The sequence below is a fragment of the Sphingomonas asaccharolytica NBRC 15499 genome (assembly GCF_001598355.1).
GTDB lineage: Bacteria > Pseudomonadota > Alphaproteobacteria > Sphingomonadales > Sphingomonadaceae > Sphingomonas > Sphingomonas asaccharolytica.
The window spans coordinates 12,004-38,309 of the sequence record NZ_BCYU01000044.1 but is presented as its reverse complement, the minus strand read 5'-3'; the positions used below and the strand labels follow the sequence as shown (position 1 = coordinate 38,309).

Genomic DNA, 26,306 nt, shown 5'->3' with positions numbered 1-26,306 from the left:
GGGCAGCCAGCGGTTCGCGCCCTGCCCTCACCCCGCGCCGCTACGCGGCTTGCCCCTCTCCCAAAGGGAGAGGGGAAAATCGCTTCCCCCCTCATTGCCGCGTCAAATCCCGGCCGACGATCATCCGCATGACCTGATTCGTCCCTTCCAGGATCGAATGCACGCGCAAATCGCGCCAGAAGCGCTCGATCGGATAGTCCATCAGATAGCCGTAGCCGCCGTGCAACTGGAGCGCGCGGTCGACGATCGAGCTGCCGTTATCGGTCGCCAGCCGCTTCGCCATCGCAGAGAAACGCGATTTGTCCGGGGCATTGGCGGTCACCTTGGCCGCCGCCATATAGAGCAGCGCCCGCGCCGCCTCGAGGTCGGTCGCCATGTCAGCAAGCGTGAACTGGGTGTTCTGGAAATCGGCGACCGGCGTGCCGAACTGCTGGCGTTCCTTGGTATAGTTGATCGACTCATCAAGGCAGCGCTGCGCCCCACCGAGCGAACAGGCGCCGATATTGAGCCGTCCGCCATCCAGCCCGGCCATGGCGAAGCGGAACCCGTCACCTTCGGCACCGACGCGGTTCTCGATCGGCACCCGGCAATCCTCGAAGATCACCTGCGCGGTCGGCGAGGCATTCCAGCCGAGCTTCCGCTCCGGCGCGCCGAACGACAAACCGGGCGTGTCCTTCTCGACCACCAGACAGGAAATGCCCTTCGACTTTTCCTCGCCCGTGCGGACCATGCAGACATAGATGTCGTTATAACCGGCGCCCGAAATGAACTGCTTGGTGCCGTTGAGCACATAATGATCGCCGTCCCGCTTGGCGCTTGTCTTGAGCGCGGCGGCGTCCGACCCCGAACCCGGCTCGGTCAGGCAATAGCTGGCGATCTTGTCCATGCTGACGAGGCCGGGAAGGAAGCGGTCCTTGATCGCCTGATCGCCGAACCGGTCGATCATCCAGGTCGCCATATTGTGGATCGAGATATAGGCGCTGGTCGCGGGGCAGCCATAGGCCATCGCCTCCATGATCAGCGCCGCCTCGAGCCGGCCGAGCCCGATCCCGCCCGATTCCTCGGCGACATAGATCGCGCCGAAGCCGAGCTCGCCCGCCGCTTTCCAGACATCGACCGGATAATGGCGCTTCTCGTCCCATTCCGCTGCGAACGGCGTGATGCGATCGGCAGTGAACTTGCGCGCGAGGTCCTGGATCTCGCGCTGGTCGTCGGTCAGGTCGAACTGGTTGGTCATGCGGAAAGTCTCGTCTGGACGGTGTGGAGAGGGCCATAGACCCGCGGTCAGGGCGAAGCCATAACGCGTGAGCAATGACGCGGATGCTGCTCATCGATACCGCGCTGCGCCTGCTGTCGGCAGGGCAGCTGATGTTGATCGCGCTGGTGATCGGCCGCGGACGTGCGCCGCGCCCGATCCGCTGGGCGACCGTGCTGCTGCTGCTGTGCGTCGCGGCTTATCTGGCCGACGTCGCGCCAGTGATCGACGTGCGCAGCATGCGGATCTGGCCGGTCGTCCAGCTCGGCTCGCAGAGCTCGCCGCTCGCTTTGTGGGTATTCGCCCACCTGATCTTCGAACGCCGCATCGAACGGCGGCCGCTGGCGATCGCCATTGCTACCACGCTCGCCTGCTGGATCAATTTCCTCGCGGCGGTTTACTGGACGCATCGCATGCCGGTGACGGCCGACGTGACACAGCATGCGCTCGCCTTCGCGCTCTGCGTCCATGCTATCTGGATCGCGATCACCGAACGAGGCGACGATTTGATCGAGCGGCGCCGCGCGTTCCGCACCGGTTTCGTGATCGTCGTGGGGTTGCAGACGCTCGCGGTCGTCGTGGTCGAGACCATCGTCGGCTACGCCACCATCCCCTGGCTGATGCTCCTGCAATCGGGCAGCACCCTGATCGCGGTGCTGGCGTTTGGCGCGGTGCTGTTGTCGAGCGATGCCGATCTGCTGTTCGATGCCGAGGCCCCTCCCCAACCGCAGCCGAGCCTGGCGCCGGCCGACAATGTGCTCAAGCAGAAGCTCGATGCAGCGATGGCCGGCCATGTCTATCGCGAGCCCGGGCTGTCGATCGGCGTCCTCGCTGCCAAGCTCGGCGTGCCCGAGCATCGCCTGCGCGCGCTGATCAACCAGCGGCTGGGTTATCGCAACTTTTCCGATTTCCTCAATTCGCACCGCATCGCCGATGCCCAGGCGTGGCTCGGCGACCCAGCCAAGGTCGCGCTGCCGGTGCTCACCATCGCGATGGACCTGGGCTATGGCAGCCTGGCGCCGTTCAACCGCGCATTCCGCGACACCACCGGCCAGACCCCTACCGACTGGCGCCGCGCGGCATTGGGCGGTTTCGAAAATAGCTGATCGATTCCGGAATCGACCGGCTTTTTCCGGCGTTGCCGCGACCACCTGCACCCGATCGGCCAGATAGCCCGCATCATTTGACGGGAGCTTGGTATGACCGACTCGATCCGAACGCTCATCATGGGCGGCGCACAAGGCTATATGATCGAACTGACCCGCTATCTGGCCGCGGCGGGCGGCGTGACCCTGGTCCTGTGGCTGGGCGCGCGCTGGACGGAGAGCCGACGCATCCAGCTTCGGACGCCCGATTTCGCCGATTGGCAGCACGAGGTGATCAATTCGCTGATCACGATGGTGACCTTCGCCGCCTCCACCATGCTGACGATCGCGCTGGCGCGGATGGGGATCATCCATGTCTCGATGGCCGCGCCGCCGATCTGGCTCGCGGGCGTCGAGTTCGTCGCGGTGGTCATCGCGCACGACGCCTATTTCTACTGGATGCACCGCGCGTTGCACCTGAAGGCGCTGTTCCGCCGCGCGCATATGACACATCACATGTCGCGCACGCCGACGCCCTGGGCCGCCTACAGCTTCGCGCCCATCGAGGCGGCATTCGAAGCCGCCTTCCTGCCGCTGTTCCTGTTGATCGTGCCGTTCCACGCTTTGGTCGTGCTGGCTTTCCTGCTCCACCAGATCATCCGCAACGTGATCGGCCATTCGGGCCATGAGCTTGCCTGGTCGGGCTTCACCCGCAGCCGCTGGACCGGATGGCTGACCACCACTACGCACCACGACCTCCACCATAGCGAGGGCCGGCACAATTTCGGCCTCTACTTCACTTGGTGGGACCGGATGATGGGGACGGAGCACCCGCGCTATCATGAGAAGTTCGAGGCGATCGTCACCGACCGCCCCGCCCTTACCCCATCGTCGGGATGACGAAGGCGTTGGCACCGTCGCCGACCCCGCCGTCCGGCCAGCGCTGGGTGATCGTCTTGACCTTGGTCCAGAACTTGACGCCTTCCATGCCGTGCTGGTTGGTGTCGCCGAACGCCGAGCGCTTCCAGCCGCCGAAGGTGTGATAGGCGACCGGCACCGGGATCGGCACGTTGATCCCGACCATGCCGACATTGACCCGCGCGGCGAATTCGCGCGCGGCGTGGCCGTTGCGGGTGAAGATCGCGACGCCGTTGCCGTATTGATGATCGCTCGGCAGCTTGAGCGCGGTTTCGAAATCGGGTGCGCGGACGATCTGCAGCACCGGCCCGAAAATCTCCTCCTTGTACGACTGCATGTCGGGAGTGACGTGGTCGAACAAGGACGGGCCGATGAAGAACCCTTCTTCATTCCCCTGGAGCTGGAAGCCGCGGCCGTCGACGACCAGCTCGGCGCCTTCGTCGACTCCGGTCTGGATCCAGTTTTCCACCCGCTGCTTGTGCGCGGCGTTGACCACCGGGCCGTAATGCGCGTCATTGTCGGTCGACACGCCGACGCGCAGCGCCGCGATCGCGGGGATCAACTTGGCCTTGAGTGCCTCGGCGGTCTTGTCGCCGACCGGGACGACAACCGGCAGCGCCATGCAGCGCTCGCCGGCCGAGCCGAACGCGGCGCCCGAGAGATCGGCAACGACCTGATCGAGATCGGCATCGGGCATGACGATGCCGTGGTTCTTGGCGCCGCCCATCGCCTGGACGCGCTTTCCGGCGGCGACGCCGCGATTATAGACGTAATGCGCGATGTCGGACGAGCCGACGAAGCTGACCGCCGCGATCGCCGGATGATCGAGGATCGCGTCGACCATTTCCTTGTCGCCGTGCACGACCTGGAAGATGCCTTCCGGCATGCCAGCTTCGCGCATCAACTCGGCGAGGCGCACCGGCACCGACGGGTCGCGCTCCGAAGGTTTGAGGATGAAGGCATTGCCGCACGCGGTCGCGACGGCGCCCATCCACAAGGGGATCATCGCGGGGAAATTGAACGGCGTGATGCCGACGCCGATGCCGACCGGCTGGCGCATCGAATAGACGTCGATGCCGGGACCCGCGCCCTGGGTATATTCGCCCTTGAGCACATGCGGAATACCGCAGGCGAACTCGACCACTTCGAGCCCGCGCTGGATGTCGCCCTTCGAATCGGCGATCACCTTGCCGTGTTCGGACGAGAGCAGATGGGCGAGTTCGTCCATGTTCTTTTCGACCAGAGCCTTGAAGTTGAACATCACGCGCGCGCGGCGCTGGGGATTGGTCATCGCCCAGGCCGGCTGCGCGGCCTGCGCGGCGGCAACCGCGCGGTCGAGATCGGCTTGCGCGCCGAGGTTTACCTTGGCCTGAACCTGCCCGGTATTGGGGTCGAACACGTCGCCAAATCGGGCTTCGCCCGCAGGGCTGGTACGAGTAGCGCCACCGCCGGCAGAGCCCGCGATGAAATGGTCGATGGTGCGCATGGTCAACTCTCCTGGGCCTCGTTCGGCTCGATGCTCTATTTCACTAGGCAAATTCGCATGCAAGGCTACTTAATTGCCAAATGAACATGCAAAAATGCAGTGTCCCTTATTCGAGGCTGGGCGATGCAGAATTGGGATGACCTGCGTATCTTTCTCGCCGTCGCGCGATCGAGGCGGATCGCGCCGGCGGCGCGGTCGCTGGGCGTCGATGCCACCACCGTCGGCCGGCGGCTTGCCCGATTGGCGGCGCGGGTCGAGCGCCCCCTATTCGAATCGATCGGCGGCGAACGCCGGCTGACCGAAGAGGGCGAGGCGCTGCTCGCGCATGCCGAGACGGTCGAAGCCGCGGTGATCGCCGCAATCGCGCCCGCGAGCGACCTGGCGCCTGCCGGCCATGTTCGGGTGAGCGTGGCGGAGGGCCTTGCGACCTGGGTGGTCGCGCCCGCGATCGCGCCTTTCCAGGCGAGTCATCCGCGCATCCGGCTCGACCTCATCACCGCGTCCGGCTTCCTCAACCCGTCGAAGCGGGAGGCCGATATCGCGATCATGCTCGCCCGTCCGCGCAGCGCGCAACTCCGCGCCAGCGAGTTCGCCCGCTATCGGCTGCGGCTCTATGCCACGTCTTCCTATCTCGATCGGCACGGCCGGCCCCGGTCCAACGGCGATCTCGGCAAGCACGTGCTGGTCGGCTATGTTCCCGAACATATCTACGCGCCGGAACTCGATTATCTCTCGGAGATCGAGCCCGGTCTGGCGCCGCAGGTCCGGAGCACCAGTATCAACGTCCAGCATGCTTTGGTCTCGGCCGGCGCCGGGATCGCGGTGCTTCCCGACTTCATCGCGCGCCACAATCCCCGGCTGGAGCCGGTGCTGGAGGACGCGGTCGCGGTGCATCGCACCTTCTGGCTGGTGACGCATCAGGACACGCATTCGGCCTCGCGCATCCAGGCCGTCTGCGGCTGGCTGGAGTCGATCGGAGGCGGTCTAGGCTGACTCGATGCGGCCCGCGGCGACGGGCAGCATCCGCCCCTGGGCATCCGCGACGAGCAATATGTCGACGCCGAAAGCGTCGCGGAGATGCTGCTGGGTCAGCACCTCGGCAGGAGGCCCGGACGCGAACACACGCCCGTCGCGCAGCATCACGATCTCGTCCGCGACACGCGCGGCCTGGACCAGGTCGTGCAGGACGACGACCACACCGACGCCGCGCGCCGCCTGGCCGCGCAGTCGGTCGAGCAAGTCGAGCTGATGCGCGGGATCGAGGCTCGCCAGCGGCTCGTCGGCCAACAGCCATTGCGGCTCGCCCGCCAGCACGCGCGCCAACAGCACGCGCGCGCGCTCGCCGCCTGACAATTCGCCGACGCGGCGTTCGGCGAATTGCTCGGTATCGGTCGCCGCCATTGCCGCAAGCTCGGCGGCGATATCGTCCGCCGCACTGGCACGATGCGGCAAGCGGCCGAGCGCCACGACGTCGCGCGCGGGCATGTTCCAGGCGACGTCGCCCGATTGCGGCAGGTAGCCGATCGTCCGCGCGAGCTCCGCGCGGGACATCGCGGCGATCGCGCGCCCGTCGATCGCTATCTTGCCCGCGCTCGGGGCGATCAGCCCGGCGGCGGCGCGCAACAGGCTGGTCTTGCCGGCGCCATTAGGCCCCAGGATCACGGTGATGCGGCCGGTGGCGAACGCAGCGCTGACATCGGTCAGTACGCGCCGCCCGCGCAGGTCGAGCGTGACGCGGTCCAGCATCAACGCCATTGCCTGGCCCCCTCGCGGAACAGCAACCCCAGGAAGAAAGGCGCGCCGATCAGCGCCATGGCGACGCCCAGCCGCACCTCGCCCGCGCCCGGTGCGAGGCGGCACAGGCTGTCGGCGGCGAGCGTCAGCGCGGCGCCACCGAGCGCGCTCGGCACCAGCAACGCCGAGGGTTTGGCACCGAACACCGGCCGCAACAGATGCGGGACGACCAGCCCGACGAACCCGACCACGCCGGTCACCGCGACTCCCGCCCCGACCGCCAGCCCGGTCCCGATCACCACTTGCCACCGCAACCGGCCGAGATTGGCGCCGAGCGAGCGCGCGGTGTCCTCGCCCAGCGCCAGCGCGTCGAGCGCAGGGCCGGTGAACAGCATGAGCAGCACGCCTGCGCCGATGAACGGCGCCGCCATCATGACATCGTCGGGCCCGCGATCGGTCAGCGCGCCCATCAGCCAGTCGATCGCCTCGGCAATCGCATAGGGATTCGGCGCGATCGAGATCAGGAATGCGGTCAGCGCCCCGGCCAGGCTGGCGAGCACGGTGCCGGCGAGCACGAACACCACCGGCGTCTCGGCGCGTGCGGTGAGCATCGCGAGCAGCGCCATCGCACCGCCCGCCCCCGCCATCGCCCAGCCGAACTGGCCCAGCCAGCCGGCACCGAATCCCAGCACGATCGAGGCGACTGCCCCTAGTGCCGCGCAAGACGATACGCCGATCACCGTTGGATCGGCGAGCGGGTTCCTGAGATAGCCTTGCAGCACCGCGCCGGACAGGCCGAGCGCCGCGCCGAGCAGCACGCCCAGAACCGCGCGCGGGATGCGCAGTTCGGCGATGATCGCCCAGCGTGGATCGTGGCCGAACCAAGCGTCGAGCGGGATCCATTGCTTGCCCGCCATCAGCGACAGCGCGAACAAGGCCGCGGTAATCAGCGCGAGCAGCCCAAGGCGAAGCGCGCGGTTCATGACAGCGCCCGCGACCGGATCGCGGCGAGCGCGCGCAACGCGGGAATGATGGTCGGTCCGCCGCAATTGACCAATTGGCGCGGAAACCGCTCCTCGATCACCTGATAGCCCGCCATGCCGAGCACGCGACGGCGCAGCGACGCGGTACGGCCATCGGGGTCGGGGTCGATCACGATCTGGGGCGGATGTCCGACCAGGCTCTCGATCGGCACGTTGCCCGAAAAAGCGAGCCCGAAATCCTTGCTGGCGTCGCCCAGCCCGGCGAGCCCGACCATCTCGGTCAACAGGCTGGGGCCGGCATTGGCGAAGCTGTCGGAAATATAGAGCAAGGTCGCCGGCCGGCGGCCGTCACGCGGCGCGGCGTTGGCCACGGCGCGATCGATGCGCGCGATCAGCCGCTCGCCCGCCGCGGGTTCCCCCACCGCTGCAGCGACACTGCGAATCTGGTCGCGGCTGGCGGCGACATTGGTCGGCGAATCGAGCGTCAGCACCTTGAGCCCGGCGCGGCGATAAGCCGCGAGCGTCGTCTTGGGGGTGAAGCTCGACGCCACCACCAGATCGGGCTTGAGCGCAATCACTTCCTCGGCCGTCCCCGCGGTGGCGCGATAGCGCCGCGCGAGCCCGAGCGGGATCGAGGTCGCGCCCGGCTCCTGCGAATAATGGCTGATCGCCGTGACCTTGCCCGGCGCCAGCGCGAGCAGCAATTGGTCCGAACACGGATTGGTCGAGACGATCCCCCCGGTGCTGGCGGGCTGCGCGCTCGCGCACCCCGCCAGCCCCAAGGCGATCAAGGCGATCAATGGCTTCAATTGAACTTCAAGCGGACGCCGCCATAGACCGACCGGCCCGGCGTGCCGTATTCGGCGGCCAATGCATATCGTTCATCGAAGAGATTATCGACGCGGCCATAGACCGAGAAATACTTGCCGATCGGCATCTCGGCGCGCAAGCCGAGCAAGGTGTAATTCTTCAGCGCCACGATAGAGCCGAAGCTGTCGAAATCGGCCGTGGCGCCGACATTCTGTACCGTCGCACCCACGCTGAGATCGATCGGCGTGCGCCAGTCGATCGAGGCGCTGAGCGCCTGACGGGGGCGACGCAACAGCGGCTGATCGAAAGTCGCCGCGCCCGGCGTCCGATCCTTCGCATCGATGAAGCTGTAGCTGGCGTTGAGCGACAGCCGGTCGGTCGGCCGCACGTCCAGCGCGAATTCCACGCCCTGGGCGCGGGTGCGGTCCATATTGAAATAGTAACCGCCGAACAGCTGCTGGTAGCAACGCGACGCGGCATTGGCGATCTCGCCCGCCGTGCAGGAGTGGAAATCGATCTGGCTCGTCGTGATGCGATGGAACCATGTCAGGCTGGCGACGATCTTGTTTCCGAGCAGCTTCTGCTCGATTCCGACATCATAGCTCTGCGCGGTTTCGGGCTGGAGCTCCTGATTGCCGTAGAAGGGCGCGTTGAGCTGGAAGAGCGTCGGCGCCTTGAACCCCTCGGCATAGCTCGCCCGCAACGTGGTGTTGGTCGGCAGCGTGTACGCCGCATTCGCCCCCCATACCCAATGGTGGCCGAACTTCGAATCATCGACATAGCGCACCCCGCCGGTCGCGGTGAGCCGGTCGATCGGAGTGACGATCACCTCGCCATAGATGCCGGTCGTATTGCGCGTCGCGTGCGATATCGTGCTGTCGCGATAGCGCGTTTCCTCATATTCCGCGCCGGCGACCACGCGCACGGCATCGATCACGCGGAAATCGCCTTGATATTCGTAGCGCTGGCTGCGTCCGCGATAGAGCGACGACGGCGCCGCGGCGCCCGGCGCGACGAAATTGTCGCGGTTGATGTCGGCCAACGTGAACGCGACGCGATTGTGGAATCGTCCGTCGAGGAAATCGGCGCTGAGCCCCGCATAACCGTAGAATTCCTTGGTCGTCGAATATTGCGGCGTGTCTCCCAGGACGAAGAAAGGCGCCGCATAGCCGTCGATGTCGCCGCGGCTGTCGGCATAATAGCCCCGCAGATCCAGCTTCACGTTGCTGGCTAGCGCGATCTCCAGCCGCCCCGTCGCGCCGTATTGGCGATACCCGTCGGGCTCCTTGCCGGCCGCCGCCGCGGAGAATCCATCGGTCTTGAGATAGCCGGCGTTGAGCGCGCCCGACACGATCCCGCTCGATCCCGAAATCCCGCCATTGGCGAACCAGCTGTCGTACCGACCATATTCGACATTGGCGCGCGCCTGCAGCCCTTCTTCGGGCTGCATCGTGATGACGTTGACGACGCCGCCGATCGCCTGGCTGCCCCATGGCACCGAATTCGGCCCGCGCAGCACCTCGACGCGGTCGATCGACCCTGTGAGCAGATTGGCGAAATCGAACGCGCCGCCAGGCGACGTGGGATCGTTTACGCGCACGCCGTCGATCAGGGTCAAGGTCTGCTCACCCTCCGCGCCGCGGATGCGGACGGCGGTCAATCCGCCCAGCCCGCCGTTGCGCGACACAGTCACGCCCGGCGTCGTCGCGAGCAGGTCCGACAAGGCGACGGTCTGGCGCTGCTCGATCGTCTGGCGGTCGATCACGGTCACTGCCTGGCCGATCGTCTCGGGCGCCTGAGGCACACCAGTCGCGGTCACGATGATGTCGGTTCGGGTGACGCTATCTGCGATGACGACGCTCTGATCGTCATTATTCGCTGGCGTTTCTTGCGCCCAGGCCGGCGCGGCGATGGCGATCGCGGCAAAGGCCGAGCTCGCGAGAACGGAAAACTTCAACATTGGACATGCCCCTTTGGTGGGGCCGCGGAGTCCGGGCGCCTGAACGCGACACCCGGACCTTACGGCCCGGTTCATGTCGCTCACGCGAGGGAAGTCCCTCGTTCGCGCGGCACACCCCGTCCGCGCAAAGGATCGACCGTGGCGGGCAGGTCTCCTGGCTTCCGGGTCATCGCGTCCGCCCCGCCTTCCCGACCTTGCAGCCAGTGGCATTATTGGGGCGACCGCTCTCCGGTCACAGTTGCGGGGGCAGCGCCGGCATCTCGACCGGACTTCCCTTTTGCTTCCCCTTGCGGGGAACCCGTCACGGCGCGGCGTCTATGCCGCAGCGCGGCAAAGCGCAAGCGGTGTGTCCTTTTCAGCTTCGCTGTGACGGCACCGGCCCGCTCCCGTTTCAGCTTTGCTGAAACAAATAAGCGCTTTCAGAATTCGAACGCGGTCTGTGCAGCAGGCGGCGGCTCGGTCGCGACGCCTTCGATCTCGAGCATGCGGACCTTGGCTAGCGCGCCGCCGGGTGCCGAGAAACCATGGACCCTGCTGCCCGCGGCGAGCACGCGGTGGCACGGCACGATCAACGGAATCGGATTGCGCGCCATCGCTTGGCCGACCGCGCGCGCCGCTTCCGGCCCTGCGCCCAAGTCCCGGGCGACCGCGCCATAGGTCATCGTCTCGCCACGGCCGATCGCCCGCACGCGGTGATAGACCTGCGCGAAGAACGGTTCTTGTTCGCCGAGATCGATCGCGACCGCGTCGAAATCGACCGGCTCGCCGGCGAAATAGCGGATCGCATCGGCGATCACTGCGGCGATCGCCGGCGGCGGGTCACCCGCAACGGCATCGGGCAAGCGGCGGAGCAACGACCATTCCGCGTCGCGGGCGGTCTCCCCGGGCAGGCGAAAGGCGGTGACCGCGTCGCCGCTCCACGCGATCGCGGCGATGCCGTGCGCGGTTTCGAAGACGCGATAGCGATGAAGCGTAGCCATGATTGCAAGATCGGCGACCCGATCGTTCAAATCAACCATCCGCATGAGCCACGTTGTTCGATAGTTTACCCGGCTTCGACCTTGGCCGATTCGGGCAGGTCGTAGCGGCGCTTGTCCTCATCCTCGACGCCATTCTTGACCCACGCCCCGTGCGCATGCGCGGTCGCGACTACGTGCCATTGGTCATGACCGGGCCAGCTCTTCACGCGGATCACCTGATGCGCGAAGGCGCGGTCGGGCTCCATCATCACCCAGGCGAGCGGGCGGTCGAGCGTGGCGCGCTCGCCCGCCGCGTTCATCGCCGCGCGGATGCGGTTGGCGCTGTCCTCGGGCAGATATTGCCACACCACCGAATGCATCAGCACGCGCGTCACGCCTGCCTCCTGCGGTTCGACGAGGCGCGCCTCGATCCAGTCGGCGGCATCGGACTGAACCAGGTCGACCGGCTTGGCGCGCTGCATCGCGATCGCCTGTCGCAGTCGTTCGGCGCGCAGCGGCGTTTCGGCCCAGACATAGGCGGCCAGCCGCGCCTCGACCGCGGGATCGGTGGCGTCGAGCGGGCGGATGTCGCAGCCGCGCACTGAGACGATGTCGATCGGCGTCGGCGCCGGCGGCAGCCCGCGCCAGTCGGGGGTGATCGTCACGGTCGCATCGGCCGGACCTACCAGCACGCCGCAGAGATCGAAGGCATAGCGGTCGATCAGCAGGTTGAGCCCAGCGCTGGACCCGATCTCGAGCAATTCGATTTTCGGCCCATAACGCCGCGCGACCTCGAGCAGCCCGACGATCAGCGCGCCGGATCGCCCGGGCTCGTTGGTCTGCGGCGGCCCGTCGAGCCACGGCCACAGAACATCGTCGTGCGTGACGAGCGCGGCGTTCACGGCCGCGGCTATTGCATCGCTATCGCTCGTCTCGCCCTGGAACACCGCCGCCAGGCCGGGATCGGCGCCCGCCTGGACCAGCGCGTGCAGGCCGCCAATGAAACGCAGCGGCAAAGCGTCGCGGGTCGGCTCACCGGGCCAGTCGAGGATTCGGGCGCCGGTGCGGCTGTCGCGAGTCAGGCCATCGGCAATCGCGGTGCACAGCCGGGCGTAGATCGGCGCGTCCATGTTGCGGCAATAGAATTCCTGGATCCGGAACGCTTCGCGATTGCCCGCCTCGTCGGCCATACCGCCTCCTTGCACATAGTGCCGGCGCGCTATCCCGCGCGACCCTCCATAGATTGCTGTCCTTCGGAGGGTCGGGCGGGGAAGCGCGCCGGCGCGGCAGGCCGCTGAAAGCGGAGCCACCAGGGTGCATTGCGCCTTCGCAGGTGCACAAGTAAAGCCCCGCCATGGCGCAACCCCTAGTCATTGCCGTCCCCAAGGGTCGTATCCTGTCGGAAGCCGTGCCGCTGCTCGTGCGCGCCGGCGTCGAGCCCGAGGCGGCATTCTCCGACGAGGACAGCCGCGCGCTGCGGTTTTCGACCAACCATCCCGGCATCGACCTAATCCGCGTCCGCGCGTTCGACGTCGCCACTTTCGTCGCGCATGGCGCCGCGCAGATCGGCATCGTCGGCTCGGACGTGTTGGCCGAATTCGACTATCCCGAACTCTACGCACCGGTCGATCTCGGCATCGGCCATTGCCGGCTGTCGGTCGCCGAACCCGCCGAAATGGCCGCGGCCGACGATCCCCGGGGATGGAGCCACGTCCGTGTCGCGACCAAATATCCGCACGTGACGCAGCGCCATTTCGAGGCGCGCGGGGTGCAGGCCGAGTGCGTCAAGCTGAACGGCGCTATGGAATTGGCGCCGACCTTGGGCCTCGCGCCGCGCATCGTCGACCTCGTCTCGTCGGGCCGCACGCTCAAGGAGAACGGCCTGGTCGAGGTCGAGGTGATCGCCGAGGTGACCAGCCGTCTGATCGTCAACCGCGCCGCGTTCAAGACCCGACCGGAACTGGTGCCATTGGTGGACGCGTTTCGGCGCGCAGTCGCGCAGGAAGCCGCCGCGTGATCAAACTCTCCACTTCCGAGCCCGGCTTCGAGCGCCAGTTCCAGGCTTTGGTCAACGCGCGGCGCGAAGCCGATAGCGACGTCGCGCGCGACGTGCGCACCATCGTCGCCAGCGTGCGCGACGAAGGCGACGCAGCCGTTCACGCCTTCACCCGCAAGTTCGACCATCACGATCTCAACGAGACCGGCTGGCGGATCGAACGCGCCGAATGGCTCGCCGCGCACGAAGCGCTGGCACCCGAGTTGCGCGAAGCGCTCGAACTCGCCGCCGAGCGGATCGCTGCTTATCATATCAAGCAGAAGCCAGAGGATCGCGACGAGATCGACGCGGTCGGCGCGCGGCTCGGCGCGCGGTGGCGCGGGGTCGACGCGGCGGGGATCTACGTCCCCGGCGGGCGCGCTGCCTATCCCAGCTCGGTGCTGATGAACGCGATTCCGGCCAAGGTCGCGGGCGTCGAGCGGCTGGTGATGGTCACGCCCACGCCCAATGGCGAGGTCAATCCTTTGGTGCTCGCCGCCGCGCATATCGCCGGGGTCGACGAGGTCTGGCGAATCGGCGGAGCACAAGCCGTCGCCGCGCTGGCCTACGGTACCGGCCGCATCGCGCCGGTCGACGTGGTGTGTGGGCCCGGCAATGCCTGGGTCGCTGAGGCCAAGCGCCAGCTTTACGGCGTGGTCGGGATCGACATGGTCGCCGGGCCGAGCGAAATCGTCGTCGTCGCCGACAGCAAGAACGACCCCCAATGGATCGCCGCCGATCTGTTGAGCCAGGCCGAGCACGACCCGTCGAGCCAGTCGATCCTGTTCACCGACGACGCTGCGCTTGCCCGCGCGGTCGCCGAGACGGTCGACCTCCAGATCGGTGAACTCTCGACCGCCAAGGTGGCGCGCGCGAGCTGGGACGCGAACGGTGCGATCATCGTCACCGCCGACCTGGTCGAGGCGATGCCGCTGGTCAATCGGCTGGCGCCCGAGCATCTCGAGCTCGCCTGCGACGAGGCCGATGCGCTGTTCGACTTGGTGAAGCATGCCGGATCGGTGTTCATCGGCCGCTATACGCCCGAAGCGGTCGGCGATTACGTCGCCGGGCCCAATCACGTCTTGCCAACCGGCCGCCGTGCCCGCTTTTCGAGCGGATTGTCGGTGCTCGACTTCATGAAGCGCACCAGTTTCCTCTCGCTCGATCCGGCCTCGCTCGCCGCGATCGGCCCTGCCGCGGTCACCTTGGCCGAGGCCGAAGGTCTGCCCGCTCACGCCCGCTCGGTCGCGCTGCGACTGCGCTGAATCCCCTTCCCTTCGACAATCGCCCGCCGAACGGTCTAAAGGCACCGCAATGACGACTCATGCTACTTCTCGCACCGCCGGCCGGTCCAAGGCGCGTTCCGCCGCGCGGCTCGCCGCGACCCAGGCGCTCTATCAGCACGATATGGACGGGACGGCCGTGGTCTCGCTGCTCCACGAATTCCATCAGCATCGCCTCGGCGCGACGATCGAGGACGCCGAATATGCCGATGCCGATGTCGATTTCTTCGACGATCTGGTGACCGGCGCGCTGGCGCGGATCGACGAGATCGATGCGTTGATCTCGGCCAATGTCACCGCCGACTGGAAGATCGAGCGGCTCGACAAATTGATGAAGGCGATCCTGCGCGCCGGGACCTATGAATTGCTCGCGCGCAAGGACGTCGCGGTCGGCACGGTGATCAACGAATATCTCGACGTCACCGACGCTTTTTACGAACGCCGCGAAAAGGGCTTCGTCAACGGCATCCTGGACGGCGTCGCCAAGCGCGCGCGGGCCTGACCGGCGGCGCGGATGGCGGAGATCATCAACCTCAACCGCGCCCGCAAGGCGAAAGCGCGCGGCGAGGCCCAGGCGACCGCCGCCGCGAACCGCGTCGCACACGGGCGAGCCAAGGCCGAGAAGCAGGCCGCCAAGGCAGAGGTCGAGCGGCGCACCCGCGAGCTGGACGGCGTGAAGCGCGAGCGATGAAGCAGCGCGCGTGAACGAAGTCGATTTCATCGCCGCACTGCGCAAGCTTCCGCTCCACCCCGGAGCGCATGACCTGCGCGACGATAATGCGACGATCGGCGGATTGACCGTCACCACCGACACGATCGTCGAGGGCGTCCATTTCCTGCCCGACGATCCGCCCGGCGACGTCGCCTGGAAGCTGATCGCGGTGAATTTGTCCGACCTCGCCGCCAAGGGTGCGCGGATCGAGGGCGTGCTGCTCAATTATCCGCTGTCGAGCGACGCATGGGATCGTGCATTCCTCGATGGCCTGCGCGCGGCGCTCGACACGTTCGGCTGTGCGCTGATCGGCGGGGACACCGTGTCGCTTCCCGCGAATGCGCCGCGCGTACTGACGCTGACCGCGATCGGGCGCGACGCGCCCGCGCCCTTACGCTCGGGCGCGCGAGCGGGGGACGAGCTTTGGGTGACGGGGACGATCGGCGATGCCGGCGCAGGCTTGCGGGTCGCGCAGGGCACGCCGGGCCCGCAAGCCCTGCTCGCTCGCTACCGCCGCCCCACACCGCGTCTCGCCGAGGGATTCCGGCTGGCCCCGCTCGTCCACGCGATGATGGACGTGTCGGACGGATTGTTGATCGATGCCGGCCGCATGGCCGCGGCCTCGGGGCTGGCGGTCACCGTCGAACTGGCTGCCATACCGCTATCGGCGGAATATCTCGCTTACGCGGGCGCCGGCCTCGCCGCTCACCTCGCCGCGGCGACCGCGGGTGACGATTACGAATTGCTGTTCGCGCTGCCCAAGGGCGACGAGCCCCCCGTCGGCGCATTATCCGTCGGCCGTTTTGCCGCCGGCAGCGGGATCGCGCTAACATGGCAGGGCGCCTCCGTCCCGCTCCCGGCCAACCTCGGTTTTCAGCACTGACGGCGAGGGTCGGTGGGCGCTTGCGCTCGCTCGATCCCTCCTTATACCTCCTGCCCACCTTCGGGAAAGTTCGCGCGCGCCATTCGGCGCGACGTGTCTAATAGGGGAAGAGGAATGACGATTGTCTATGCGGCCATCGTCTGCGGCCTGATCGCCGTAGTCTATGGCTTCATCACCAGCCAGCAGGTGCTCCGCGCGCCGGCCGGCAACGAAAAGATGCAGGATATCGCCGCCGCCATTCAGGAAGGCGCCAAGGCTTATCTCAGCCGCCAATACACCACCATCGCGATCGTCGGCGTCATCGTCGCCGTGATCCTGTTCTTCACGCTTGGCGCCTTGTCGACCGTGACGTTCCTGATCGGCGCGGTGCTGTCGGGTCTGGCCGGGTTCATCGGCATGAACATCTCGGTGCGCGCCAATGTGCGCACCGCAGAAGCCGCGCGCACCTCGCTTCAGGGCGGATTGACGCTGGCGTTCCGCTCGGGCGCGATCACCGGCATGCTGGTGGCGGGCCTTGGCTTGCTCTCGATCGCCGGCATCTTCTGGTATTTGACCGGGGTCAAGCATCTGCAGCCGGGCGATCATGAGATCGTCGCCGCGCTGACCGCTTTGGCCTTCGGCGCTTCGTTGATCTCGATCTTCGCGCGTCTTGGCGGCGGTATCTTCACCAAGGCCGCCGATGTCGGCGCCGACCTGGTCGGCAAGGTCGAGGCGGGCATCCCCGAGGACGATCCCCGCAACCCGGCGACGATCGCGGACAATGTCGGCGACAATGTCGGCGATTGCGCCGGCATGGCGGCCGATCTGTTCGAGACCTATGTCGTGACGATCGGCCTGACCATGGTATCGATCGCGCTCTTGCTGGCCGATGCGCCCAATCTGTTCGCGCTGATGGCCCTGCCGCTGATCGTCGGCGGCGTGTGCATCATCACCTCGATCATCGGCACCTATTTCGTCCGGCTCGGCAAGGGCGAGTCGATCATGGGGGCGCTGTACAAGGGGTTCTGGACCACTGTCGTGCTCTCGGCATTCGCCATCTTCGGCGCAGAAAAGTGGGTGCTCGGCGATCTCAACGCCGCGATCGGCACGGCGGGCGACAAGAGCTTCACCGGCATGTCGATCTTCTATTGCATGCTGATCGGTCTGGCCGTGACCGGCCTGCTGGTGTGGATCACCGAATATTACACCGGCACCAACTACCGCCCGGTCAAGTCGATCGCCAAGGCGTCGACCACCGGCCACGGCACCAACGTCATCCAGGGGCTGGCGATCAGCCTTGAGTCGACCGCGCTGCCGACGCTCGTCATCGTCGTCGCGGTGATCGCGACGTACCAGCTGGCGGGGATCATCGGCGTGGCGTTCGCAGCCACCTCGCTGCTCGCGCTTGCCGGCATGGTGGTCGCGCTCGACGCTTATGGCCCGGTCACCGACAATGCCGGCGGCATCGCCGAAATGGCGGGGCTGCCCGACGACGTGCGGCATCGTACCGATGCGCTCGATGCTGTGGGCAACACTACCAAGGCAGTGACCAAGGGATATGCGATCGGCTCGGCGGCGCTCGCCGCTTTGGTGCTGTTTGGCGCCTATACGACCGACCTCGATCGCTATGCCACCCAGCTCGGTATCGGCAAGATCAACTTCGAGCTGAGCAATCCCTATGTCATCGTCGGGTTGCTGCTCGGCGCGCTGCTCCCCTATCTGTTCGGCGCGTTCGGCATGACCGCGGTCGGCCGGGCGGCGGGATCGGTGGTCGAGGACGTTCGCGCGCAGTTCGCCGCCGACAAGGGGATCATGGAAGGGACCAGCCGTCCCAATTACGGTCGCACCGTCGACATCGTGACCAAGGCGGCGATCAAGGAAATGATCATCCCGTCGCTGCTGCCGGTGTTGAGCCCGGTGGTGGTGTTCTTCGTCATCCAGGCGGTCGCCAATCGCGAAGAGGGCTTTGCCACCGTCGGGGCGATGTTGCTCGGCGTGATCGTTTCCGGCCTGTTCGTCGCCATCTCGATGACCTCGGGCGGCGGCGCCTGGGACAATGCCAAGAAGTATATCGAAGACGGCAATTACGGCGGCAAGGGCTCCGAAGCCCATAAGGCCGCGGTCACCGGCGACACGGTGGGCGATCCGTACAAGGATACGGCCGGCCCGGCGGTCAACCCGATGATCAAGATCACCAACATCGTTGCGCTACTGCTGCTTGCGGCACTGGCCGCGCACGGCGCCGGCTAAGCGAATATATTCCCATCCGGCCATAGCGCCGGATGGGAACAGATCGTTTTTATCAGACATAAAATTGGATCAGGGGCAGCTTGTCTGCCCCTTTTTCATTGCTAGACTTGGTCCTGGGGTACTGGGGGAAAGCCATGTTCGGGCGTATGGTTTCGATAGCGGCGGCGGCCGCATTGTTTCCGGCGATCACCGCGGTGTCGGCGCAAGACGCCAAGCCGGCCGCACCGGCACCGGAGGCGAAGTCTGGCCCGGCCAACGCCGGCCCGCCTCCCGCCGCCGCCTTCGCGCAATTGCCGTTCATCGAGGCGCCGTCGCTGTCGCCCGATGGTACCCGCATCGCCGCACGGATCGCGGTCCAGGGCAAGATGCGGCTGGCGATCATCCCGCTCGCCGACACCTCCAAACTCAAATTGCTCGATCCGGGCGATTTCGAGCTGACGAGCTGGAAATGGGTCAACAATGACTGGCTGTTGCTCCGCGCCGGAGAGATGCAGCCGGTTCAGGGCGACAGCTGGTATGTCAGCCGCGCGTTCGGCGTCCGGGCCGATGGCGCGAAGATCAACGTCCTGGCGACGCCGACGACCGGCCAGAACGGCGCCGATATATTGTGGATCGCGCGCGACGGCAGCCCCCACGCCCTGATCGCGATGCAGAACTCGATCTATATGGACGAGAATTTCTGGCCGCAGGTGCGCGACTTCGACGTCTCGACCGGCAAGAGCAAGATCGTCCAGAGCTCGATGACGAATGTGATGAACTGGTATGCCGACACTGCCGGAACGGTCAGGATGGGCATCGCCTATGACGACGACCGGCGGTCGTACCGGACGCTGTACCGCACGCAGGCCGGCGGCTCGCTGAAAACGATCGCTCGCGCGACCGGCAAAGGCAGCACGCTCGGCACCTTGCCGGCATTGATCCTGCCGCAATCGGGCAAGGCGATCGCGATCGACGATGCCGATGGGTTCGACGCGGTCTACGATTTCGATCTCGACACGATGAGGATCGGCAGCAAGGTCTTCGATGCGCCCGGCTATGACGTCGACGGGCCATTTCTCGATCCCACCGGCACCAAGATGATGGGATTCCAATATACCGACACGCGGACGCACACGAAGTGGCTCGACCCTACGTTGGCCCAGGTCCAGGCCGATCTCGACAAAGCGGTTCCTAATCTGTGGCCCGACATCGTGTCGTGGAGCAACGATCTGAGCGTGTTGATCGTGCATATCGGCGCGGCCGACAGCGCCGGAGCCTATTATCTCTACCGACCAGCCGACGGCCGCATGTCGGTCTTCGCGACGATCAACGCGACGCTCGGCACCAAGACTTATGCCCCGGTCAAGACCGTCCGCTACACCGCCCGCGACGGCACCGAAATGTCCGCGGTACTGACCTTGCCCAAGGGGCGCGAGGCGAAGAATCTGCCGCTGATCTTGATGCCGCATGGCGGCCCGGCGGTTCGGGACGACGAGGCATGGGATTGGTGGGTGCAGTTCCTGGCGAGCCGCGGTTACGCGGTGCTGCAGCCCAATTATCGCGGCTCGACCGGCTTCGGCACCAAGTTCAACAAGCTTGGCGAGGGCCAATGGGGCCTGAAGATGCAGGACGACCTGGTCGACGCGGTCGGCTGGGCGGCGAAACAGGGGATCGCAGATCCCAAGCGCGTGTGCATCGTCGGTGCTTCCTATGGCGGTTATGCCGCGTTCCGCGCAGCGCAGCGCGACAAGGGCGTCTATCGCTGCGCGGTGTCCTTTGCCGGCGTGTCCGACATGACGGCGATGCTGCGCTACGACGGATCGTTTCTCAACGGCGGCCGCGACAAGGATTATCTGCGCAGGCAGGCGCCCGACCTGAAGGGGGTATCGCCGATCAACTTCGCCGCCGATTTCTCGACGCCGATCCTGATCATGCACGGCAAGGCCGACCAGGTCGTGCCGGTCAAGCAATCGCGCGAAATGGTCGAGAGGCTGAAAGCGGCCGGCGCGACCTATCGCTATGTCGAGCAGCCTCTAGGCGACCATCATTTCACGCGGCAGGCCGACCGCTTGCAGTTCCTGGAGGAACTCGAGACGTTCCTGGCCAAATACAATCCGTCATGACGGTATATCCGGCGTCGGCAATATATTGCCCGCCACCGGATCTGGGTTATTAATCGACCACTAATCGAGGCAGGGGGCAGCCTTTCATGAAGACACTTCATCGCGCGATGCTTGGCGCGGCAACATCGATCATCCTCGCCGGGACAATGGCGTCGGGGCAAGTGGCACCGGCAAGTAGCGATTGGGCGACCAAGACCGTTCCACTGGAGGTCCTGGCGCAGTTTCCGATGATCACCCAGCCGCGCATGAGCCCCGACGGCAAGTGGATCGCAACGCGGATCAGAGCCGGCGGCGAGCAGGTGCTCGCGATCGTGCCGGTGAAGCCGGGCGAAGCCAAGACAGAGATCATCGCCCGCAACGGCGAGGCAATCAAGGACAAGGAAGGCGATCGCCAGATCGTCGATTATCGCTGGGCCGACGCCGATCATCTGGTCATCACATTCGACACACGCGAGAATTTCTACGGACAGTGGATCGATGATGTCCGCTATGCTTCGTACAACCGCACGACTAAAAAGATACTTCCGCTCGGGTGGGACAAGTCGCTCGGCTCGACCGAAATGTTATGGCTGTCCAACTCGGGCAAGCCGCACATGCTGCTTCAACGCATTCCGTGGGACGCCAACTCGACGCGCGGTCCGGACACCGAGATGACGCGCAATCCGGAAGTCATCGACGTGGATCTCGACACAGGCAATTCGACCACCGTCATGCCGCATAACGCAGCGGTCGAGGATTGGACCGCCGATGCCGACGGCGTCATCCGGATCGGTACCGCTAGCGACGCGGATTCGGGCAAGGTGCAGGTCTATTATCGCACCGGCTCGAGCCAGCAGCTGAAGAAGATTTTTGACGGCACGCCCGATCGCTATGGCGAACTCGGAATCCCCTCGCTGTTCCTGGCGGGCGGCACCAAAGCCTATGCCTATGGCAAGGAAGACGGATATCGCTCGCTGTACGAATTCGACCTCAGCACGATGAAGCTGGGCAAGAAGGTTTTCGGCGTGCCGGGATACGATATCGGGGGTGCTGCGCTCACTCCCGACCGCTCCGCTTTGCTCGGCGTGACCTATACGACCGGCCGCGAGCATTGGACCTATTTCGATCCGCGGTTGAAGGAAATCCAAAGCCTGCTCGAGGAAAGCTTCGGCAAGGACAATGTGCTGATCGCCACCGCCGACGCCAAGCGCGAGACGATCCTGTTCCGCGTCGCCAAGATGGGTCAGGCGGAGACCTGGTACATTTTCGACACGGTGTCGGGCGGGATCGGACGCTTCGCTTATGGCAACGACACGCTGAAGGACGCGATGCTCAATCCGGTGTCGGTCGTCACTTATCCAGCATCGGACGGGAAGAAGATCGAGGCGATCCTGACCATGCCGCGCCATCGCGCCGGCCAGAAGAATTTGCCCTTGATCGTGTTGCCGCATGGCGGTCCCTGGGCGCGTGATCGCGCCGATTGGGACCCCTATGGCTGGGCGCAATCGCTTGCCGAGCTTGGCTATGTCGTGATCCAGCCCAATTATCGCGGCTCGACCGGCTATGGCAGCGAATGGGAAAAGGCGTCCGAAAAGGCCTGGGGCTATCGGATGCAGGACGATCTCAACGACGCCATTCCCTGGCTGGCCGGCCAGGGCATCGCGGATCCCAAGCGCGTCTGCATGTTCGGCTGGTCCTATGGCGGCTATGCGGCATCGCGCGCCGCGGAACGCGATGGCGACAAATATCGCTGCGCGATCAGCGGTGCCGGGGTCCACGACCTCATCGCGATGCAGCGCTACGACAAGACATATTTAGGCCGCTACGGCGCGAAGATGGGCATGGGGTCGGCCAGCGGCGATCTCGAGGACGCATCGCCTGGCCTGCATCCGGAAAAATATTCGATCCCGATCCTTATCGTCCAGGGCGCCAAGGACGTTCGCGTCCCGCCCGCCCAGGCGCGCGACTTGGTCGGACGACTGAAAAGAGCCGGGAAGGTGGAGGGCAAGGACTTCTTCTATCTCGAGCAACCGCTCAATACGCATAACCTGTTGCGCGAAACCGATCGCGTGCAACTTATCCAAGAGGTCAAGAAGTTCCTCGACCGATTCAACCCGGCGACCTGATCGCGCCGGTTGACGCATCGCCGGGCTTAATCGAAGGAGGGGCGTCACCGGCTGCGGTGGCGCCCCTTCCCTTTGCCCCGTGAGGATCCATGGCCGCCTTGTACGACCGCGAAGCCCTTCGCACGCTGCTCGCCACGCGCACGCTGAAGCGCGGCGATTTCCTGCTCGTCTCGGGCAGGCGCAGCCGCATCTATTTCAACATGAAGGCGACGATGATGACGCCGGAGGGTGCTGCGCAATGCGCGCGCGGGCTATTGTCGGTGCTGCAGGGTCTCGACGCCGATTATGTCGCTGGGCTCGAAATGGGCGCGGTGCCGCTGCTCGGCGGGATCGCGGCGCTGAGCTGGGACGTCGGCCGGCCGATCGGCGCGGTGTTCGTCCGCAAGGCGGCAAAGACGCATGGCACCTCGCTGATGGTCGAGGGGCTCGACGATAGCGGCGGCGAGACGCTCCAGGGCAAGCATGTCGTGCTGATCGACGACGTCGCAACCAGCGGCGGATCGATCCTCAAGGCCGCGGAGCAGATCGAAGCGGCGGGCGGGATCATGAAGGACGCTATCGTCATCCTCGACCGCGAACAGGGGGCGGACGCGAACCTCGCCGAGCGCGGGATCACGCTCCACGCGCTGTTCACCGCGACTGATCTCGGCGTGACCGAAGCGGACAAACAGCCGCTGGACTGACCGCCGTCACCCCAGCGATAGCTCCGTCACCCCAGCGAAAGCTGGGGTCTCACGCAACAATGCGATGCGGCATGAGATCCCAGCTTTCGCTGGGATGACGGCTATTTCCAGTTGATCGCCGGCCGCGCCTGCTCCTCGAGCCAGGCCATCGCCGCGAACCACGGGCTGCCGCCATAGCTCACCCGCGCGACGCCGGCATCGGCCAGCGGCTGGGTCGGCGCACCCGGTCCCGGGATGACGTTGATCAACGCGCCGGTGCGGTTGACGATCTCGGCGATGGTCTCGGCATCGCGCAGTCCGGGCACGAAGATGCCGCTGGCGCCGGCCTCCATATAGGCTTTGGCCCGATCGATCGTTTCATCGCGCGTGGAATCGTCGCATTGTGCAGCTGGCGTACGCAGATAGAGATCGATCCGCGCGTTGATGAAGAAGGCATCGCCCGCTCCCTTGCGCGCCGCCGCGACGCGCTCGGCCTGGGTCGCGATCGGATAGATCCCCTCGCCGCCGATCACCGAATCCTCGAAATTGCACCCGACAGCGCCAGTCGCTGCAAGGCCGGCCAGATTGGCGGTGATCCCGGCCGTGTCCTGGGCATAGCCGCTCTCGAAATCGATCGACACAGGCACATCGACCACGTTCATGATCCGCTTCGCATTGTCGAAGACAAGATCAAGCGGCACTTCCTCGCCATCACCGAAACCGAGCGATCCGGCGGCGCCATAGCTGCCGGTCGCGATCGCCTTGGCGCCCGCCTTGGCGATCGCCACCGCGCTGCCCGGATCCCAGCAATTGTAGATGATCAGCGGATCGCCGGGGACATGGAGCGCGTGGAAGGCTTCGTAAGCGGACATGACGACTCTCCCGAAAGTTTCGACGTTCGTTGCCAATTTGTTCCCGCCCCGTCAACCGACCGACGGGCTGGTTCATTCCTCCCCATCGCAGATGGGGAGGGGGACCGGCCGCGCAACGGACGGTGGAGGGGAAATGTCCCGTCCTCGCGGCTGCGCCGTTGCGGCCCCTCCACCACCGGCTCCGCCGGCGGTCCCCCCCTCCCCATGCTTGCATGGGGAGGATTCTTTTAGTGAACGAACCGCGCGACCACGTCGCGATAGCTGCGGCTGACTTTCACCTGGCCGCCCGAATCGAGCACCAGGAAACATTCGCCATTGGTATGCGGCTTGACCTGGCGGACGAGATCGAGATTGACGATGGTCGAGCGATGCACCCGCTGGAAGCGGCGCGGGTCGAGCCGCTTTTCCAGGTCCTTCATCGTCTGGCGCAGGATCAGCGTGTTGTCGCCGGTCTTGATGCACATATAATCGCCCGCCGCTTCGACCACTTCGATCGTGTCGACGTCGACGCGGAAGATCTTGCCGCGATCCTTGATATTGATGAGCTTCTCGAAGCGGTTGGCCGACACCTCACCGCCGTCTGCGATCTCCTCGGCCGCTTCCGGCGCAACCTCGGCCAGCGCTTCCTTGTATTTGCCGACTTCTTCGGCGGTGCGCTTCTCGCTCAGCCGCTGACGGACGCGGTCGAGCGTGTCGGCGAGGCGCGATTCCTCGACCGGCTTGACCAGATAATCCGTCGCCTGCGCCTCGAACGCGCGAATGGCGTGGTCGGAATAAGCGGTGACGAAGACGAACAGCGGCGGTTCGACCTCCATCAGGCCCTGGATCACCGAGAAGCCGTCGAATCCCGGCATCTGGATATCGAGAAACACCAGATCGGGTTTATTGGTCTTGATACTGCGGATCGCCTCGCGCCCGTTGGCGCAACGATCGATAATCTCGACATCGTCATGCGCCTGAAGGCGGAGTTCGAGCCCCTGGATCGCGAGCGCTTCGTCGTCCACCAGGATGGTTCTTATGGTCATGCGGCCTCTCTATTCGGATCTTCCAACTGGTACGGAATCTCGATCTCCACAGCAAAGCCGCCCCCTGGTGTAGACCGAGCATCGAAACGGTGGTCAGGTCCGTACGCCTGAGCCAACCGATCTCTTATATTGGCGAGCCCCACGCCAGTTGAAAGGCTCGGCCCTAACTTGTTCTCGATCAAGCCGGGGCCGGTGTCCGACACGGCAATCCGGACCCGTTCGCCGACGAGACGTGCCGAAACTGCGATTTCCGCCCCCTCCTCGCTCGGCGTGACCGCATATTTGATCGCGTTTTCGACCAATGGCTGGAGCAACAAAGAGGGCAATCGCGCGCGTTCGGCGCGGGGATCGATCTCGAACACCGGGCGCAGGCGCTTTTCGAACCGCATCTTCTCGATCTCGAGATAGAGTTTGAGCGTGTGTACTTCCTGCGCGACCGTCACGTTCGCGGTCGGCTCATAGATCAGGGTGAAGCGCAGGAAGTCGGCCAGCCGCGACAGCATCGCATTGGCGCGCTCGGTCTCCTTGAGCAGCACCAGGGTCGAGATCGAATTGAGCGTGTTGAACAGGAAATGCGGGTTGAGCTGATAGCGCAGCATCGCCAACTGCGCCGTCGACGCCTGGTTGCCGAGCACCAGCAACTGGTCCGCTTGCTGTTCGACGATCAGGTAGAAATTGATCCCGAAATAGAGCGCAGACCAGCCCGCCAGCACGGTGAAATTGAGGAACAGCTGACCGAACACCAGGCCGAGGTTGAGCCCAGGATTGTCCTTCATGATGCTGTAGGAGAAGCCGTTGAGCACCGCCGCCAGGAAGGTCGCGCCGGCCAAGGTCACTACCGTCAGCAGGATCGCGCTGATCCGCGGCAGGCGGCGATAATAGCCGTACAGCGTCGAAAGCAGCAACGTGATGCAATAGCCGACGATCGATTCGATGATCCCGGGGATCAGCGCCGACATCGGCGCGCCGTTGGACACCGACGATACCGAGCGGAGCAGCAGATAGCCGCCCCAACCGACGCCCTGCAGCGTCCAGAAGGCGCGACTCTTGTCCTCGAAGAACGGACGCGAAAAGATTCCCGGTGTCCAGACGCGGCGCTTCTGGTCGGTCGAGGAAGCATCGGTCGGTGCCGGCGCAGAGGACGAGATCGTGGCCATCGGGCTGGCCCCTTTATACGCGCCGGCCCATGCGCGCAAAGCTGGGGATGT

At 65.6% G+C, this 26,306-nt stretch carries 23 protein-coding genes and 1 riboswitch; of the genes, 12 read left to right on the top strand and 11 right to left on the bottom strand.

Annotation, left to right across the window (positions count from 1 at the left end; genetic code table 11):
- Positions 1 to 91 precede the first annotated feature (91 nt).
- Positions 92 to 1,237: an acyl-CoA dehydrogenase family protein gene (locus tag SAS01S_RS12980; protein ID WP_066808802.1), complete on the bottom strand. Its 1,146-nt coding sequence runs from the start codon at positions 1,235 to 1,237 to the stop codon at positions 92 to 94.
- Positions 1,238 to 1,311: 74 nt separating this feature from the next.
- Between SAS01S_RS12980 and SAS01S_RS12975 the strand changes: the two genes are divergently transcribed.
- A complete protein-coding gene (locus tag SAS01S_RS12975; protein WP_066808800.1) occupies positions 1,312 to 2,361 on the top strand; it encodes an AraC family transcriptional regulator in 1,050 nt (349 codons plus the stop codon).
- Positions 2,362 to 2,454: 93 nt separating this feature from the next.
- Positions 2,455 to 3,240 carry a sterol desaturase family protein gene (locus tag SAS01S_RS12970; protein WP_066808797.1) on the top strand — a complete coding sequence of 262 codons (786 nt, stop codon included), beginning with the start codon at positions 2,455 to 2,457 and terminating at the stop codon, positions 3,238 to 3,240.
- Here the strand turns inward: SAS01S_RS12970 and SAS01S_RS12965 are convergent.
- The gene (locus tag SAS01S_RS12965) at positions 3,221 to 4,744 is read right to left on the bottom strand and encodes a CoA-acylating methylmalonate-semialdehyde dehydrogenase (RefSeq protein ID WP_066808795.1); all 1,524 of its coding nucleotides are present in this window, start codon (positions 4,742 to 4,744) and stop codon (positions 3,221 to 3,223) included. The two genes, SAS01S_RS12970 and SAS01S_RS12965, sit on opposite strands and share 20 nt — an antisense overlap.
- 123 nt (positions 4,745 to 4,867) lie before the next feature.
- On the opposite strand from SAS01S_RS12965, the gene SAS01S_RS12960 reads away from it, so the two are divergent.
- Positions 4,868 to 5,737: a LysR family transcriptional regulator gene (locus tag SAS01S_RS12960; RefSeq protein ID WP_066808787.1), complete on the top strand. Its 870-nt coding sequence runs from the start codon at positions 4,868 to 4,870 to the stop codon at positions 5,735 to 5,737.
- On the opposite strand, the gene SAS01S_RS12955 is transcribed toward SAS01S_RS12960, so the two are convergent.
- The 6 genes from SAS01S_RS12955 to SAS01S_RS12930 all read right to left on the bottom strand — a co-directional run bounded on the left by SAS01S_RS12955 (position 5,729) and on the right by SAS01S_RS12930 (position 12,380).
- Positions 5,729 to 6,499 (bottom strand): ABC transporter ATP-binding protein, encoded by a 771-nt coding sequence (locus SAS01S_RS12955; RefSeq protein WP_066808785.1) that lies wholly within the window; start codon positions 6,497 to 6,499, stop codon positions 5,729 to 5,731. The two genes, SAS01S_RS12960 and SAS01S_RS12955, sit on opposite strands and share 9 nt — an antisense overlap.
- The gene (locus tag SAS01S_RS12950; RefSeq protein ID WP_066808782.1) at positions 6,490 to 7,461 is read right to left on the bottom strand and encodes a FecCD family ABC transporter permease; all 972 of its coding nucleotides are present in this window, start codon (positions 7,459 to 7,461) and stop codon (positions 6,490 to 6,492) included. The genes SAS01S_RS12955 and SAS01S_RS12950 overlap by 10 nt, the downstream gene beginning before the upstream one ends.
- Positions 7,458 to 8,270: an ABC transporter substrate-binding protein gene (locus tag SAS01S_RS12945; RefSeq protein ID WP_066808773.1), complete on the bottom strand. Its 813-nt coding sequence runs from the start codon at positions 8,268 to 8,270 to the stop codon at positions 7,458 to 7,460. Before SAS01S_RS12945 ends, SAS01S_RS12950 begins: the two co-directional genes overlap by 4 nt.
- Positions 8,267 to 10,231, bottom strand: coding sequence for a TonB-dependent receptor plug domain-containing protein (locus SAS01S_RS12940; protein WP_066808771.1), 1,965 nt, complete (start codon positions 10,229 to 10,231; stop codon positions 8,267 to 8,269). The genes SAS01S_RS12945 and SAS01S_RS12940 overlap by 4 nt, the downstream gene beginning before the upstream one ends.
- Positions 10,232 to 10,358: 127 nt before the next feature.
- Positions 10,359 to 10,548: riboswitch (cobalamin riboswitch) on the bottom strand.
- A 102-nt stretch (positions 10,549 to 10,650) separates the two neighbouring features.
- Positions 10,651 to 11,250 carry a methylated-DNA--[protein]-cysteine S-methyltransferase gene (locus tag SAS01S_RS12935; protein WP_245656899.1) on the bottom strand — a complete coding sequence of 200 codons (600 nt, stop codon included), beginning with the start codon at positions 11,248 to 11,250 and terminating at the stop codon, positions 10,651 to 10,653.
- A gap of 26 nt (positions 11,251 to 11,276) precedes the next feature.
- Positions 11,277 to 12,380 carry a DUF2332 domain-containing protein gene (locus SAS01S_RS12930; protein WP_066808769.1) on the bottom strand — a complete coding sequence of 368 codons (1,104 nt, stop codon included), beginning with the start codon at positions 12,378 to 12,380 and terminating at the stop codon, positions 11,277 to 11,279.
- Positions 12,381 to 12,544: 164 nt separating this feature from the next.
- Here SAS01S_RS12930 and hisG point away from each other — a divergent pair, with 164 nt between their 5' ends.
- From hisG to pyrE, 9 genes are all read left to right on the top strand, one after another.
- Positions 12,545 to 13,207: an ATP phosphoribosyltransferase gene (hisG, locus tag SAS01S_RS12925; RefSeq protein WP_066808767.1), complete on the top strand. Its 663-nt coding sequence runs from the start codon at positions 12,545 to 12,547 to the stop codon at positions 13,205 to 13,207.
- Positions 13,204 to 14,490 carry a histidinol dehydrogenase gene (gene hisD, locus SAS01S_RS12920; protein ID WP_066808765.1) on the top strand — a complete coding sequence of 429 codons (1,287 nt, stop codon included), beginning with the start codon at positions 13,204 to 13,206 and terminating at the stop codon, positions 14,488 to 14,490. The genes hisG and hisD overlap by 4 nt, the downstream gene beginning before the upstream one ends.
- Positions 14,491 to 14,539: 49 nt before the next feature.
- Positions 14,540 to 15,010 carry a transcription antitermination factor NusB gene (gene nusB / locus SAS01S_RS12915; protein ID WP_066808763.1) on the top strand — a complete coding sequence of 157 codons (471 nt, stop codon included), beginning with the start codon at positions 14,540 to 14,542 and terminating at the stop codon, positions 15,008 to 15,010.
- 12 nt (positions 15,011 to 15,022) lie between these two features.
- Complete coding sequence (locus SAS01S_RS22200) at positions 15,023 to 15,199, top strand: DUF4169 family protein (protein ID WP_084238954.1); 177 nt, start codon at positions 15,023 to 15,025, stop codon at positions 15,197 to 15,199.
- 10 nt (positions 15,200 to 15,209) lie between these two features.
- Entirely contained in the window at positions 15,210 to 16,103 is an 894-nt protein-coding gene (gene thiL / locus SAS01S_RS12910) for a thiamine-phosphate kinase (RefSeq protein ID WP_066808761.1), read from the top strand.
- A 114-nt stretch (positions 16,104 to 16,217) separates the two neighbouring features.
- The gene (locus SAS01S_RS12905) at positions 16,218 to 18,332 is read left to right on the top strand and encodes a sodium-translocating pyrophosphatase (RefSeq protein WP_066808758.1); all 2,115 of its coding nucleotides are present in this window, start codon (positions 16,218 to 16,220) and stop codon (positions 18,330 to 18,332) included.
- Between the two features lie 134 nt (positions 18,333 to 18,466).
- Positions 18,467 to 20,434, top strand: a complete 1,968-nt coding sequence (locus SAS01S_RS12900; RefSeq protein ID WP_066808755.1) for an alpha/beta hydrolase family protein — start codon at positions 18,467 to 18,469, stop codon at positions 20,432 to 20,434.
- 86 nt (positions 20,435 to 20,520) lie between these two features.
- The gene (locus SAS01S_RS12895) at positions 20,521 to 22,539 is read left to right on the top strand and encodes an alpha/beta hydrolase family protein (protein WP_066808752.1); all 2,019 of its coding nucleotides are present in this window, start codon (positions 20,521 to 20,523) and stop codon (positions 22,537 to 22,539) included.
- 89 nt (positions 22,540 to 22,628) lie between these two features.
- Entirely contained in the window at positions 22,629 to 23,222 is a 594-nt protein-coding gene (pyrE, locus tag SAS01S_RS12890; RefSeq protein ID WP_066808749.1) for an orotate phosphoribosyltransferase, read from the top strand.
- Between the two features lie 101 nt (positions 23,223 to 23,323).
- Here the strand turns inward: pyrE and SAS01S_RS12885 are convergent, their stop codons facing one another.
- From SAS01S_RS12885 to SAS01S_RS12875, 3 genes are all read right to left on the bottom strand, one after another.
- On the bottom strand, positions 23,324 to 24,073 hold the full coding sequence (locus tag SAS01S_RS12885) for an isocitrate lyase/PEP mutase family protein (protein ID WP_066808742.1): 750 nt from the start codon (positions 24,071 to 24,073) through the stop codon (positions 23,324 to 23,326).
- Positions 24,074 to 24,300: 227 nt separating this feature from the next.
- Positions 24,301 to 25,098 carry a LytR/AlgR family response regulator transcription factor gene (locus tag SAS01S_RS12880; protein WP_066808740.1) on the bottom strand — a complete coding sequence of 266 codons (798 nt, stop codon included), beginning with the start codon at positions 25,096 to 25,098 and terminating at the stop codon, positions 24,301 to 24,303.
- Positions 25,095 to 26,255 (bottom strand): sensor histidine kinase, encoded by a 1,161-nt coding sequence (locus SAS01S_RS12875; RefSeq protein ID WP_084238958.1) that lies wholly within the window; start codon positions 26,253 to 26,255, stop codon positions 25,095 to 25,097. Before SAS01S_RS12875 ends, SAS01S_RS12880 begins: the two co-directional genes overlap by 4 nt.
- Positions 26,256 to 26,306 lie beyond the last annotated feature (51 nt).